Source organism: Thioalkalivibrio sulfidiphilus (genome assembly GCF_000377945.1).
GTDB classification, from domain to species: Bacteria; Pseudomonadota; Gammaproteobacteria; order Ectothiorhodospirales; family Ectothiorhodospiraceae; genus Thioalkalivibrio_A; species Thioalkalivibrio_A sulfidiphilus_A.
In genome coordinates, this window is the sequence record NZ_KB898957.1 from 16,530 (window position 1) to 30,354 (window position 13,825).

Sequence of the window (13,825 nt, forward strand, 5' to 3'; positions counted from 1 at the left end):
GGGGCAGTCCTGAGCAGAAAAATCGAGGGAATCGGGCGTCCTGGAGATTCAGCGCTTCCAGTGCGCCACCAGTCCGCCCAGGCAGCGGCGGCTCAGTCGGCAGTCATCGCGTCTGCAGTCGTAGCGCGCATCGGTGCCGAAACAGGGCGTATCGCCATTGGCCACCTGCAGGCGACGGATCTCGGCACCACTCATCAGGTAGGGATTGAGAAAGCGGATATTGTGCGTCTCGACGGCGGGGGTCTCGGCGCTGGGGTTCTGGTTCAGGCGCATCGTGGGCGTCTCCTCATCCTTGTTTCAGGACAAGTATGGAGCAGCCCTGTGACGCTTCCTTGACCTCGATCAAGAAACGCCCGATGACATGGAATATTCACGGACGCTGCTGCATCGCAGCACGTCGCCGATACCCCGTGCCAGGGAAGGCCATTGCCGACTGCGAACCCCAAGGAAGCCGGTCGCCAGACCCTGTCCATCCGCCCCAGGGCAGATACCCGGTAGGGAAAGGCTGACGGCCTGCCAAGGGCCCGTGAGGCCCGTCACGGCGCCTCCATCACCAGCACGTCACAATAGGCACCATCTGACCACAGGACACAGGAGTGCCATCGGCAGAAGGTCCCGATCGTTAAACGACAAGGGCATACCCGACCGAAAGGCGGGGACGCAAAACCACCGGTCTACGGCAATCGCCACGACAGCGGAGTTACCGAAATGACGAAGTCACAGGCAAGGCGTGGCCATGCGGTCACGCGTGAATTTCAACACGCCCCAGATGCGCTCCAGGCGCATGATTCCATCCCCGGGGAATCCACCCAGTACGTCAGCCCATACGCCCCTCTCGCGGCCGTATCCCGCCGCCCGGGCATGAACCGCGCGCGGGTGCTGCATGCCAGTCTCGCGCTGCTGCTGACCGTGACCCTGGGCATGGCTGCGCAAACTCAGGCACAGACGGCCAGCGATGGCCAGACCCTCGAGCAGACCAGCAGCCCCGGTCGTGGCAACGGCAACGGCAACAACAAGACCGGCGACAGCGACGGCGGCAAGACCAACAACGGTCGTGGCAACAACCGTGGCGGCAACGAGCCCGCGCCGGAGCCCCAGCCCCAGCCCGAACCGGAGCCCCAGCCCGAACCGGAGCCCCAGCCCGAACCGGAGCCCCAGCCCGAACCGGAGCCTCAGCCTGAACCGGAACCCCAGCCTGAACCGGAGCCCCAGCCTGAACCGGAGCCCGAGCCTCAGCCCGAGCCGGAACCCGTGGTCGAGCTCAACACCTGGTATGTCGCTGTGCAGGCCATCGACGGCCGGGGACAGGAAAGCCCGGACTCCAACGAGGCCTACGGCGCTCTGGCCTCGGGTGCGCGGGTCACTCTGAGCTGGGAAGCACCAAACATGACCCTGGATGGCGCATGCACCACCGTGGACAGCTACCTGGTGAAACTCGGCACTTCGTCAGGTGACTACAGCTATTCCCTGAACGTGCAGAGCAATGCGCTGGGTCTGTACTGCCGTGCCACGGGCAGCAATGCCTGCGGCAGCACCTACACCTGCGAACTGCAGATGCAGGTACCCGCCATCTGAGGCCATCGGCATCGTCTCAAAGCGCCGGGCTCCATCCCTGGGACCCGGCGCTTTTTTTATGAACATCGACCCGCAGGATCAGCGCCTGATTCACTGCCGGCGCCGAGCACACCCGCCTCTCCGCACAAACATCGAACGCACGTCACAGTCCGTGCGTATGGCTTGAGACACGCACATCCCGGGCGCACATGTGAGCCCCGTCACCGTTCACGAAATTGGTCGATGAATGGCGTGCAAATCCGGATTCACGGCACGCGCCCCGTGAAGGGCATCACGGCTCTCGACCAGCACACTCCACATACTTCACGCCACGGGTCATCAGGGAATCGGATGACATCCATTCACGCCCTTCCCTCGGGGATGGCGAAACGACACAAGGACAGGCCCAACACGCGTTAAGAAAAAAAAGCTCATCGAAAGGGCATACCCGACCGAAAGGCGGGGACGCAAAACCACCGGTCTACGGCTTCGGCCATGACAGCGGAGTTACCGAAATGACGAAGACAATGTTTTCGGGCGGCCGTGATGCCGCCGCTTGCTTCAACACGCGATCGAATGACACCACCGTCACCGCGGGCGACTGCCACGGCATTGCGTCCCATCCCTTCGGAACGATCTCCACGACGCTCCTGCGCGCACTGGCCACCGGCTTTCTGGGCATCGCCCTGCTGTCGGGCTGTGTCGATGAAGAAGTCTCGAATCAGGTCAGCAACAGCGACCCGCAGACTGAAGAGGCGCCGTCGCAATCCAGCCCCGGGATGACGCCGGCACCACCGCCACCCTCCGAGCCGGTACCCGAACCATCGCCCGGGCCCTTGCCCGAGCCGATCACGGACCCCGAACCCGATCCCGTCAGTGAACCGGAACCGGAGCCCGCACCGCCGCCGCCACCGCCACCGCCACCTGCACCCCAGCCTGATCCGGAGCCCGTGGTGCAGTTGAACACCTGGTATGTGGCCGTGCAGGCCATCGATGACCGGGGACAGGAAAGCCCGGATTCCAACGAGGCCTCAGGCAATCTGGCCTCCGGCTCGGTGGTGACGCTGGCCTGGACCGCACCGAACATGACCCTGGATGGCGCCTGCACCTTCGTGGACAGCTACCGGATCAAGCTGGGCACCGCCTCAGGCAGCTACAGCCACTCGGTCTCGGTGAACATGCCTTCACAGGGCTTGACCTGCACCGGCACGGGCAGCAACAGCTGCGGCAGCGTGGAAACTTGCGAGACGCAGCTGATGATTCCTTGATTAGACTGGGGGAGTGGTTGTGAGGTGTGGGGATCGACCCCACACCTCATTGCCTTACTGGCGCTTGTAGGCCGAGAAGTCGAACTTGCCGCTGGTCATGTCATCCCAGAGATCCGACTGCACCACCGCCAGCAGCTTGAACAGGCGACGCAGTTCCTCGTCTTCCATGAAGCCCTGCTTCGGGGACGCCTTGAGCGCCTCCACCAGCAGCGCCGCCTGGTCCCGGGACATGTCCAGGATGTTCAGTCCCTCTTCACCCATTTCCACTTTCATGACGCTTCTCGCTGTTGATTTATGACTGTTTAGCCTTAACCCGCATATCTCACCACCCTTCTACTGCGGCCGCCGATCTGCTCGCTGTGACGGGGCGTGCTCACTTCAGCCGACTTGACGTAGTGTCGGCTACGCCGGCGCCGTCTTCCGCTCCGCGCGCCCCGTCACAGCGGCATCTCGACGTCCTCGCTACGAACGGTGGTGAGATATGCGGGTTAAAGCCCGCGACCTCGCGCGGCTGGAAGGTACCTGCGTCGCATTCGCTGTCATAGGAGGGGCCATGCCCGCCTCACGCCTCACGCCTCACGCCTCACGCCTCACGCCTCACGCCTCACGCCTCACGCCTCACGCCTCACCCCTCACACCTCACACCTCACACCTCACACCTCACACCTCACACCTCACGTCTGACGATTACGCCTCACGCACCAGATGCTGACGGTTGCGGATGTAGCTGTAGTAGAGCACCGGGATCACCACCAGGGTCAGCACCGTGGACACCAGGATGCCGAAGATCAGCGAGATGGCCAGACCGCTGAAGATCGGGTCATCGATGATGAAGCCCGCACCCACCATGGCGGCCAGACCCGTGAGCACGATGGGCTTGGCGCGCACGGCGGCGGCACGGATCACCGCGTCCTCGCAGGCAGTGCCACGGCGCAGCTCGTCGTTGATGAAGTCCACCAGCAGGATGGAGTTGCGCACGATGATGCCCGCCAGCGCGATCATGCCGATCATGGAGGTGGCCGTGAACTTGGCATCCATGAACAGGGCATCCATGAGTGCATGTCCCGGCATCACGCCGATCACCGTGAGCGGGATGGGCGCCATGATGATCAGCGGCACCATGTAGGAACGGAACTGGGCGACCACCAGCAGGTAGATGAGCACCAGGCCCACGGAGTAGGCGATGCCCATGTCCCGGAAGGTCTCGTAGGTCACCTGCCACTCGCCGTCCCACTTGAGGCTGTAGAAGTAGGGGTCGTCTGGCTGGGAGATGAAGAACTGCTCGATGGTCTGACCGAAGGCCAGGGGCATCTCCCGGATCTGGAAGAACATGTCGAACATGCCGTACAGCGGGCTGTCCAGATCGCCCGCCATGTCGCCCATCACGTAGACCACCGGCAGCAGGTCCTTGTGGTGAATGGAATGCTCCCGGGTGGTCTCGACCACGTTCACCAGTTCCGAGATGGGCACCAGGGCGCCGGACTGGGAACGCACCTTGAGCGAGAGCACCGACTCGATGTGCGCCTTGTCGGCCACATCGAATTCCAGGCGCACGGGCACGGCGTATTTCACATTCACACCGTAGAGATAACTCACATCCTCACCGCCCAGCACCGTGTCCACGGCGCTGACCACGGCTTGCTGGGAGACACCCAGCAGCGCCGCCTTCTGGCGGTCCACCTCCAGGATCAGGCGCGGACCGGGATACTCGACGCTGTCGTCCACGTCGACGATGCCCTCGGTGGACTCGAACACCTCACGGATACGCCTGGCCACCTCGATCTGGCCGTCGTAGTCCAGGCCGTAGATCTCGGCCACGATGGGTGAGAGCACCGGCGGACCCGGGGGCACCTCCACCACCTTCACCGAGGCGTTGTAGCGGGCGGCGATCTCGCGCAGCGGGTCGCGCACGGACAGGGCCACGTCATGGCTCTTGCGATCCCGCTGCTTGGCGTCCACCAGGTTCACCTGGATATCGCCCATGTGGGCACCCTCGCGCAGGTAGTACTGACGCACCAGGCCGTTGAAGTTGATGGGCGAGGCGGTGCCGGCGTAGATCTGGTAGTCAGTCACCTCGGGCACGGTGGCGAGAAACGCACCCATCTCGTGCAGCACGCGGCTGGTCTGCTCGAGACTCGTCCCCTCGGGCATGTCCAGCACCACCTGGAACTCGGACTTGTCGTCAAAGGGCAGCATCTTGAGCACCACTGCCTGGAAGTAGGCCAGCGACACGGAGGCCAGGATCAGGACCACCATGGCCCCGTACAGGCCCCAGCGACGCGTGCGCGCCTTCTCGCCGCGCACGAACGGACCCATGCTGCGCTCCGCGAGGCGCATCAGCCAGCCGTTGCCCTCTTCACCGTGGCCCTGCCCGCCGCTCGCCGGTCCATGGGCCTCGGCCTGGCGGCGCAGGAACTTGTAGGTCATCCACGGGGTGACCACGTAGGCCACGGCCAGGGAGATGATCATGCCCATGCTGGCATTGATGGGGATGGGGCTCATGTAGGGACCCATGAGGCCGGTCACGAAGGCCATGGGCAGCAGGGCCGCGATCACCGTGAAGGTGGCCAGGATGGTGGGACCGCCCACCTCGTCCACCGCCAGGGGGATGGCCTCCAGCAGCTTCTTCTTGCCCATCTGCATGTGCCGGTGGATGTTCTCCACCACCACGATGGCGTCGTCCACCAGGATGCCGATGGAGAAGATCAGCGCAAACAGGGAGACACGGTTGAGGGTGAAACCGTAGGCCCAGGAGGCGAACAGGGTGATGGCCAGCGTGATCACCACCGCGGCACCGACGATGATCGCCTCGCGCCAGCCCAGTGCCAGCCATACCAGGATCACCACCGAGGCGGTGGCGAAGATGAGCTTCTGGATCAGGGTCTTGGCCTTGTCATCGGCGGTCTGGCCGTAGTTACGGGTGATGGTGGTGTGCACGCCCTCGGGGATGTAGGTGCCGCGCAACTGTTCCAGGCGCTCCATCAGCTTGTCGGCGATGTCCACGGCGTTGGTGCCGGGCTTCTTGGCGATGGCCAGGGTGACCGCCGGGTGGGTCAGACCCGGCACACCGTCGCCGGCCGCGCCCGCGCCGAAGCGCACGTAGTTGTCCGGCGGCGCCGGCCCATGGCGGATGTCGGCCACATCGGAGAGGTACACGGGCCGGCCGTCGCGCACGCCCACCACCAGGCCGGCGATCTCGTCTGCGCTGGTGAGGAAGGTGCCCGCCTGCACGGGGATCTCCAGGTTGTCGCGCACCAGGGCGCCGGCATCCCGGGAGAAATTGCTGGCCTGCAGGGCCATGCGCAGCTCGTCGAGACCGATGCCGTAGCCGGAGATGCGCTGGGGGTCCAGCACCACGTGCACCACGTGGTCGGGTCCGCCGATGGCATAGATGTCCCGGGTGCCGGGCACGCGCTTGAGCTCCGCCTCGATGGCATGGGCCACCCGCAGCAGTTCATGACCGCCGCGATCCTCGTCCTCGGTCCACAGGGTCACCGCCACGATGGGCACGTCGTCGATGCCCATGGGCTTGATGATGGGCTGGCCCACGCCCAGGCCCTGGGGCAGCCAGTCCTGGTTGGAGAAGATCTGGTTGTAGAGGCGCACGATGGCCGCGGTGCGGTCCTCGCCCACCTTGAACTGCACTGTGAGCACGGACATGCCCGGTCGGGACACCGAGTAGATATGCTCCAGGCCCTCGATCTCCGAGAGCACCTGCTCGGCGGGAGAACTGACCAGCTGCGCCACTTCCCGGGCAGTGGCACCGGGGAAGGGTATGAACACGTTGGCGAAGGTGACGTTGATCTGGGGCTCTTCCTCACGGGGCGTGACCATGATGGCGAACAGCCCCAGCAGCAGGCCCACCAGGGCCAGCAGCGGCGTGATCTCGGAGGTGAGGAATTTTTTCGCGATGCGGCCCGAGACGCCCATGTTCTCGTCGCTCATCGGGCCGCCTCCTGCTGGCGTTTCAGATGCAGGGTGGCGTGCACCGGATCCAGGGCCAGCTGTTCACCGGGCTCCAGTCCCGCCAGCACCTCGATCTGGTCATTGTCCACCCGTCCCACACGCACCTGGCGCAGGCTGACGCGCCCGGCCTCGTCCACCACGTAGACGCCCACCATCTCACCCCGGTAGACCACCGCGCTGACCGGTATCATCAGACGCTCGCGCTCTCCCACGGCGAAGGCCACCTTGACGAACATGCCTGGAAACAGGCCCTCGATGCCGGACGGCAACTGCACCCGGACCCGGAAGGTGTTGGTGGCCGGATCGGCATAGGGGAAGAAGGTCAGCTGCTCGGCCTCCACGGCGGCCGTACCGTCATAGAGCACCCGGGCGCGGCCCAGCTCGCGCACGGTCTGGATGTGACGCTGGGGCACATCGGCGGTGACCCGCAGGAATTCCAGCGAGATGCCGGCGATCAGCGGCTGGCCGGGACTCACGCTCTCGCCCACCTCCACGAAGCGCTCGGTGACGATGCCCGCATAGGGGGCGCGGATGCGGGTGTACTCCACCTGTTCCTCGGCCTCCGCCACGGCGGCGCGTGCCGCCTCCAGCCTGGCCCGGGCGGCCTCCAGGGACGCGGTGGCCCGGTCCATCTCGGCGCGGGCCACCAGCTGGCGTTCGAAGATCCCCCGGATGCGCTCGAACTCGGTCTCGGCCTCGTTGAAACGGGCCTGGGCCTCGCGCAGGGAGGCCGTGGCCTGGTTCAGGCGCGCCCGTTGCTCGGTGTCACGCAGGCGGGCGATCACGGCACCCGCCTCGACGAAATCGTCCACGTCGTAGAGCAGTTCCACGATGCGTCCGGAGGTCTGGGCCGTGATGGTGGCCTGCTGCACGGCCTCGATGCGCCCGTCCACCACCTTCTCCTGCACGGTCGGCTGATAGTCGACCCGGAGGGTCTCGAACGGCACCGACGCGTTCGCCTGGACGAGCACACCCAGCGTCCAGCCTGCCACCACCATCAGGCCCGTGCTGAACACGGTCCGGTTTCCCTGCTTGCTCATTGGCCTCTCGCTCCTGTAGCTGCGGATCGACCGGCCCGAAGACCGGCACCCTGAATATTAGATTTTTCTAATATATAGTCTTCATACCCTGCAAACAACCGCCTGGCAGGAAACCGGACCGGGTTCATGGACGCCGGGACCCATCCGAGTATACAAAACACAGGCTGGTCCGCCCGCAGCGGTCGGCCGCGAAATTCTGATAAGCTTGAGCCAGTTAGCCGAGAAGGAGTCCGTCCCCCATGATCTTCCGCCCTGCGATGCGCCTTGCACTCCTGTCCCTGACGCTCATGCTGCTGATGCCGGCGCTCATCCATGCCCAGGGCATGTACCGCTGGGTGGACGATCAGGGCGGCGTGCACTACGGACAGACCCCGCCCGCCAATGTACAGGCCGAGCCCGTGCGCCGGGCCAGCCCGCCCCCCGACCGTGCCGCCCAGGAACGCCTCGAGCGCGCCCTGCAGGGCAGCGAGGAGGCGCGCGCCCAGCAGCGCAGCGCCGCCGAGGAACGGGAACGTCAGGCGGAATCCGAGCGCATCCGCCGGGAGAACTGCGAAAAGGCCCGTCGCAACCTGGCCACGCTCACGGAGCGCGGCGGGCGTGTGACCGTGCGTGAGAATGACCAGTACCGGGTTCTGGAGGAAGAGGAGCGCCAGCGCATGCTGGAGGAGACCCGGGAACAGATCCGCGAATTCTGCGGCGACAACGCCAACTGATTCCTGCCCGGGAACCCCCATGCCCCTGCTCAGCATCGAGACCAACCAGCGCGCCGACGACGCCAGCATCGCGCAGCTGCTCAAGCTCACCTCCCGCGCCCTGGCCGAGCAGCTCGGCAAGCCGGAGCGCTACGTGATGGTGCGATTCCAGCACAACCCCGACATGCTGTTCGCCGGCGAGGACACCCCGCTCGCCTACCTGGAGATGAAGAGCATCGGCCTGTCGGAGTCCGAGACCGGCGATCTCTCCGCCCTGCTCTGCCGCCTGGTGGAGGAGGAACTCAAGGTCCCCCGCGACCGCATCTACATTGAATTCGCCAGCGCACCCCGTAAGCTATGGGGCTGGAACGGCGGCACCTTCTGACTGATCTGTGAGACGTGAGGAGTGAGGCGTCAGGCGTGGGAGATCCCTCTCGCCTGACGCCTCACTCCTCACGTGGCCTGTTCTCTGTGACCTCTGTGGCAAACGAATCTTTCGCTCCCTAATCCCATTCACCAGAAACCAAGAACGACAACCATGCGCGCAACCCGATTCCCCCTGGCCACCCTCAAGGAAACCCCCGCCGACGCCGAAGTCATCAGCCACCAGCTGATGCTGCGTGCCGGCATGATCCGGCGCCTGGCCTCGGGTCTGTACAGCTGGACGCCACTCGGACTGCGGGTGCTGCGCAAGGTGGAAGGCCTGGTGCGCGATGAGATGGACCGGGCCGGGGCCCTGGAACTGCTCATGCCCGCGGTGCAGCCGGCGGAGCTGTGGCAGGAGTCCGGGCGCTGGGAACAGTACGGCCCCGAGCTGCTGCGCCTCAAGGACCGGCACATGCGCGAGTTCTGCTTCGGCCCCACCCACGAGGAGGTGATCACCGACTACGTGCGCCGGGAGGTGAAAAGCTACCGCCAGCTGCCGGTGAATTACTACCAGATCCAGACCAAGTTCCGCGATGAGATCCGCCCCCGCTTCGGCGTGATGCGTGCCCGCGAGTTCCTCATGAAGGACGCCTACTCCTTCCACGTGGACGAGGACAGCCTGAGGGAGACCTACGCGTGCATGCACGAGGCCTACACCCGCATCTTCAGCCGCTGCGGCCTGGACTTCCGCGCCGTGCTGGCCGACACCGGCTCCATCGGCGGCAATGCCTCCCATGAATTCCACGTGCTGGCCGATTCCGGCGAGGACGCCATCGCCTTCTCCGATAGCAGCGACTACGCCGCCAACGTGGAACTGGCCGAGGCGGTGGCGCCCGCCACCGAACGCGCGGCGCCCGGCGAGGCCATGCGCCTGGTGGACACCCCGAACGCGCGCACCATCGCCGACCTGGTGGAACAGCACGGCCTGGCCATCGAGAAGACCGTGAAGACCCTGGTGGTGGCCGCCGCCGAGGGCACCGACGCGCCGCTGATCGCGCTGCTGGTGCGCGGTGATCACGAACTCAACGCCATCAAGGCGGAGAAACTGCCCCAGGTGGCGAGCCCCCTGCGCATGGCCACGGAAGATGAGATCCGCGCCGCCATCGGCGCCGGCCCCGGCTCACTGGGCCCCGTGAAGCTGCCCATCCCCTGCGTGGTGGACCGGGCCGTGGCGGTGATGAGCGACTTCGGCGCCGGCGCCAACATCGACGGCAAGCACTACTTCGGCATCAACTGGGCGCGGGACCTGCCCCTGCCCCCGGTGGCCGACCTGCGTAACGTGGTGGCCGGTGACCCGAGCCCCGACGGCCAGGGCAGCCTGCAGATCCGGCGCGGCATCGAGGTGGGCCACATCTTCCAGCTGGGGCGCAAGTACAGCGAGGCCATGGGTGCCACGGTGCTGGACGAACAGGGTCGTTCCCTGGTGGTCACCATGGGTTGCTACGGCATCGGCGTCTCCCGGGTGGTGGCCGCCGCCATCGAGCAGAACCACGACGCCCAGGGCATCATCTGGCCCGAGGCCCTGGCGCCGTTCACCGTGGCCCTGTGCCCCATCAACGCCCAGAAGTCCCAGCGCCTGCGCGAGGCCGCCGACGCGCTGTACGAACGGCTTCTGGATGCAGGCTTCGAGGTGTTCTACGACGACCGCGGCCTGCGCCCGGGCGCCATGTTCGCGGACATGGAGCTGATCGGCATCCCCCATCGCCTGGTGCTGGGCGAACGGGGCCTGGACGCCGGCGAGATCGAGTACAAGGGTCGGCGCGACGCGGACAGCACCCAGGTGCCGCTGGACGGCGTGCTGGACTTCCTGCGCCAGCGCATGAGTCCCGCTCGCTGATCGGCCCGGCAGGGAACGCCCGAGCATGGAGAATCTCAAACAGGCCATCGAGGCCCAGCGCCGGCGGCTAGAAAGCCTGCTGCACGAGCCCCTGCAGGCCATCGCCGCCGCACTGCCCAGAGTGTGGCCCAATCGCGAGGCGCTCGACGCCCTGCTGCAGCAGGGCATGGCGCAGATCCCCGAGGCCACGTTCATGTATGCCCTGAACACCGAGGGCATACAGCTCACCGACAACGTGGCCCGCAGCGGCCTGCTGCCCGAGCATTTCGGCCGAGACCGCTCCCACCGGCCCTACATGAAGCAGGTGGTGCCCGCCGACGGCTTCCTGCTCTCCGAGGCCTACATCAGCCTGCTGGGACGCAGGCCCTCACTCACCGCCCTGCAGCTGGTGCGCGATGCCGACGGCAAGGCCCTGGGCTTCCTGGGCGCCGACTTCGACCTGCGCAACCTGCCCGACAGCGCCGCCCTCTACGAGGAGACCACCGAGTGGCGCCAGATCAAGGGCGATCCCTCCATCCGCGGCACCCTGTTCCTGCAGAGCCGGGTGGAAAGCCTCATGGACCGGGACATGGACGCGGTGCTCTCCATCCTGGAGGAACTGTTCACCGAACGGGGCGTGTTCCAGCTGGTGCTGCATTTCTCCAGTAGCCGGGCCACGGTCTGGACCCTGGACGACCCCTACCGGTATCGCATCCTCACCCACGAGGCCTTGAGCGATCCGGACACCTGCCTGGCCTTCCCGCACCGGGACTACCCGCCCGACGCCCAGATCCCCAGCGACGCCATGGGCGAGATCCTCGCGAACCTCAAGGCCCTGCGCTTCGCGGACGAGACCATCTACCTGCGCTCCTCGTCCATCAACCTGTTCAACGGCATGGTGAGCCTGACCTTCTCCTGCGACGGCTCCCACTACATGACCTGGAAGGAGTTCCTGGATCGTTCCATGGACTTCTGGATCGGCAGCGCCGGCTAGTGCCCTGAATGAGCCAATCGTAGGTCGGGCTTCAGCCCGACAGCGGTGCCTGACGAAGCATCGGTTGTCGGGCTGAAGCCCGACCTACGCCCCTCAGCCGCAATCCGGTTCATTCATCCGCCAGGCCGGCGAGACGCTCAATGCCCTCGCGCAACTCCGGCAATGCGAAGGTCTCGATCGCTGCCACGCCCCGCGCCGCCAGGTCCAGGGCCTGGCGCGCATCATCCACCTCGTAGACCGCCAGCCGGGCCGTCTCGAAGGCGAGCCCACCCTCCGGTGGCAGACCGGCCACGTCGCAGAACAGCCATTCAAGCCCGAGCCCCGCCAGGGCATGCCGGTCCTCCCATCGATCCACCACGCCACCCAGGGCACGCCAGCCGCGTACCCCGGTGACGCTGGCCGCCCGTGTCAGCAGCGGCAGAGAAAAGGAGATCAGCACACACTGCGCCGCCACGGGCGCCAGGGTCCTGGCGATGGCTTCGAGCACCGCCGGCACACCGAAGCGTTCCACCGCCTCGGTCTTGGCCTCGATGAAGGCGGTGACCTGCGGCTCGCGACGCAGCAGCTCCGAGAGCTGCGCGAGCGTCGCCACGGGATTGTCCGCGAAGCGATCACCGAAGCGTCCGGGCTCGGCGGCGTGCAGTCTCAGCAGCTGGGCGACATCCCGTTCATGGACCGCGCCGCTCACGCCGCACACCCGTTGCAGATCCTGATCATGAAACAGCACCGGCACCTGGTCCGCGGACAACTGCACGTCCACCTCCACATACCGGGCACCGGCCGCCACGGCCGCCTCGATCCCCGGCAGGGAGTTCTCCGGGTAGCGCGCGGCATAGCCACGGTGGGCGATGAGTTCAGGCATTGGCATGAGAGAAGCACCCTGTCGGCAGGCAACAGACGCCCATTCAACCTAGAAACGGCAGTTGAACGCGCCCGAGTGTGCGGTTTTCGTGTTGTCTGGCAAGGCGCGACGACGAGGAATGGTCGTTCCATTCCGAGGAGTCGCAACGCCGCCAGGCGACACGAAAACCGTGCAATCGGGTGCGTAGCGGGGCTCACCCGATGGGTGAGCGTCATCGAAGGAAATCGAGCGGTCAACTGCCGTTTCTAGGTTCAATGATCCGGATCACGTCGGCGCGTCTGCACATGAACTATACATTCGGCAATCGGCCACATGGTGTGGCCATTGCCGGAGAGATTGTCATGATACGTAAAACCCTCTTCTCCCTGATGCTTGCGGGCACCGTTGGCCTGGCCGGTTGCGCCACCTACCAGGGACCCCAGGAGCAGGCAGGCATGGTCATCGGTGGCGTGCTCGGCGGCGTGCTCGGTTCCCAGGTGGGCGCCGGCAGCGGCCGCACCGCCGCCATCATCGCGGGCACCCTGGCGGGTGCCGCCATCGGCGGCGCCATCGGTCAGTCCATGGACCAAGTGGACCGGCTCAAGACCGCCCAGACCCTGGAGACCGTGCGCACCGGGGTGCCCTCCGTATGGGTCAATCCCGACACTGGCAACCAGTACAGCGTGACGCCCACACGCACCTACGAGACCACCGCCGGCCCCTGCCGTGAATACACCATCGACGCCATCATCGGCGGCAAGCGGGAGAAGGTCTATGGCACGGCCTGCCGGCAGCCGGATGGGAGTTGGCGGGTGGTCAGTTGAGGGCGGTGGTTTTGGGGGGAGGTTCTATACTTTGGGATAGGTTCTGTTCTTTTCCGGTCGTGTTGTCGGAGTGATGCGACCGAAACAGTCAAAGGCTTCCGATCCCCGTTGCACGGGGCTCGGGTTACTTTTCTTGCTTGTCCAAGAAAAGTAACCAAAAGAAGGACACCCTGATGCCGCACCCGCTGATCGCGGGTGCCCTGCGTTGCTCGGCTTCGAGGGGGTCGCCTGACAGGCCTTTCTGTCTACGCAATCCTGCTTCGACAGAAAGTCCAGGGCGCACGTCCATGTGCGCCCGCTCGGCGGGGCGGAAGTTCTTCCGCCTGATCCGCCTCGCCCCTGGCCTGGCAGGCGACGCGCCGCGTCCCTGCGGCGCCCCTTCGGGCTTTTTCCCTCGAAGCCTG

General features: G+C 65.8%; 12 protein-coding genes and 2 riboswitches. Of the genes, 7 read left to right on the top strand and 5 right to left on the bottom strand.

What is annotated here, in order from left to right; translation table 11 throughout:
* Positions 1-48 precede the first annotated feature (48 nt).
* Positions 49-273 (bottom strand): hypothetical protein, encoded by a 225-nt coding sequence (locus D580_RS0112850; RefSeq protein ID WP_018954779.1) that lies wholly within the window; start codon positions 271-273, stop codon positions 49-51.
* Between the two features lie 351 nt (positions 274-624).
* A riboswitch (cyclic di-GMP riboswitch) is annotated at positions 625-708 on the top strand.
* Here D580_RS0112850 and D580_RS15885 point away from each other — a divergent pair.
* Positions 709-1,575, top strand: coding sequence for a hypothetical protein (locus tag D580_RS15885; protein ID WP_051081816.1), 867 nt, complete (start codon positions 709-711; stop codon positions 1,573-1,575).
* A 410-nt stretch (positions 1,576-1,985) separates the two neighbouring features.
* Positions 1,986-2,069: riboswitch (cyclic di-GMP riboswitch) on the top strand.
* Positions 2,070-2,822 (top strand): hypothetical protein, encoded by a 753-nt coding sequence (locus D580_RS16600; protein ID WP_155999848.1) that lies wholly within the window; start codon positions 2,070-2,072, stop codon positions 2,820-2,822.
* Positions 2,823-2,876: 54 nt separating this feature from the next.
* On the opposite strand, the gene D580_RS0112865 is transcribed toward D580_RS16600, so the two are convergent.
* The 3 genes from D580_RS0112865 to D580_RS0112875 all read right to left on the bottom strand — a co-directional run bounded on the left by D580_RS0112865 (position 2,877) and on the right by D580_RS0112875 (position 7,828).
* Positions 2,877-3,095 carry a hypothetical protein gene (locus D580_RS0112865; protein ID WP_026289967.1) on the bottom strand — a complete coding sequence of 73 codons (219 nt, stop codon included), beginning with the start codon at positions 3,093-3,095 and terminating at the stop codon, positions 2,877-2,879.
* A 414-nt stretch (positions 3,096-3,509) separates the two neighbouring features.
* Entirely contained in the window at positions 3,510-6,767 is a 3,258-nt protein-coding gene (locus tag D580_RS0112870) for an efflux RND transporter permease subunit (RefSeq protein ID WP_018954783.1), read from the bottom strand.
* Positions 6,764-7,828: an efflux RND transporter periplasmic adaptor subunit gene (locus D580_RS0112875; protein WP_018954784.1), complete on the bottom strand. Its 1,065-nt coding sequence runs from the start codon at positions 7,826-7,828 to the stop codon at positions 6,764-6,766. Before D580_RS0112875 ends, D580_RS0112870 begins: the two co-directional genes overlap by 4 nt.
* 239 nt (positions 7,829-8,067) lie before the next feature.
* Here D580_RS0112875 and D580_RS0112880 point away from each other — a divergent pair, with 239 nt between their 5' ends.
* The 4 genes from D580_RS0112880 to D580_RS0112895 all read left to right on the top strand — a co-directional run bounded on the left by D580_RS0112880 (position 8,068) and on the right by D580_RS0112895 (position 11,756).
* A complete protein-coding gene (locus D580_RS0112880; protein ID WP_018954785.1) occupies positions 8,068-8,541 on the top strand; it encodes a DUF4124 domain-containing protein in 474 nt (157 codons plus the stop codon).
* 19 nt (positions 8,542-8,560) lie between these two features.
* Entirely contained in the window at positions 8,561-8,905 is a 345-nt protein-coding gene (locus D580_RS0112885) for a phenylpyruvate tautomerase MIF-related protein (protein ID WP_018954786.1), read from the top strand.
* Between the two features lie 153 nt (positions 8,906-9,058).
* Positions 9,059-10,783: a proline--tRNA ligase gene (locus D580_RS0112890; protein WP_018954787.1), complete on the top strand. Its 1,725-nt coding sequence runs from the start codon at positions 9,059-9,061 to the stop codon at positions 10,781-10,783.
* A 25-nt stretch (positions 10,784-10,808) separates the two neighbouring features.
* Positions 10,809-11,756 carry a PDC sensor domain-containing protein gene (locus D580_RS0112895; protein WP_018954788.1) on the top strand — a complete coding sequence of 316 codons (948 nt, stop codon included), beginning with the start codon at positions 10,809-10,811 and terminating at the stop codon, positions 11,754-11,756.
* A gap of 109 nt (positions 11,757-11,865) precedes the next feature.
* Here the strand turns inward: D580_RS0112895 and D580_RS0112900 are convergent, their stop codons facing one another.
* Complete coding sequence (locus D580_RS0112900) at positions 11,866-12,624, bottom strand: glycerophosphodiester phosphodiesterase family protein (RefSeq protein WP_026289969.1); 759 nt, start codon at positions 12,622-12,624, stop codon at positions 11,866-11,868.
* Positions 12,625-12,959: 335 nt separating this feature from the next.
* Between D580_RS0112900 and D580_RS0112905 the strand changes: the two genes are divergently transcribed.
* Positions 12,960-13,421: an RT0821/Lpp0805 family surface protein gene (locus D580_RS0112905; RefSeq protein ID WP_018954790.1), complete on the top strand. Its 462-nt coding sequence runs from the start codon at positions 12,960-12,962 to the stop codon at positions 13,419-13,421.
* The last annotated feature ends 404 nt before the right edge of the window (positions 13,422-13,825 follow it).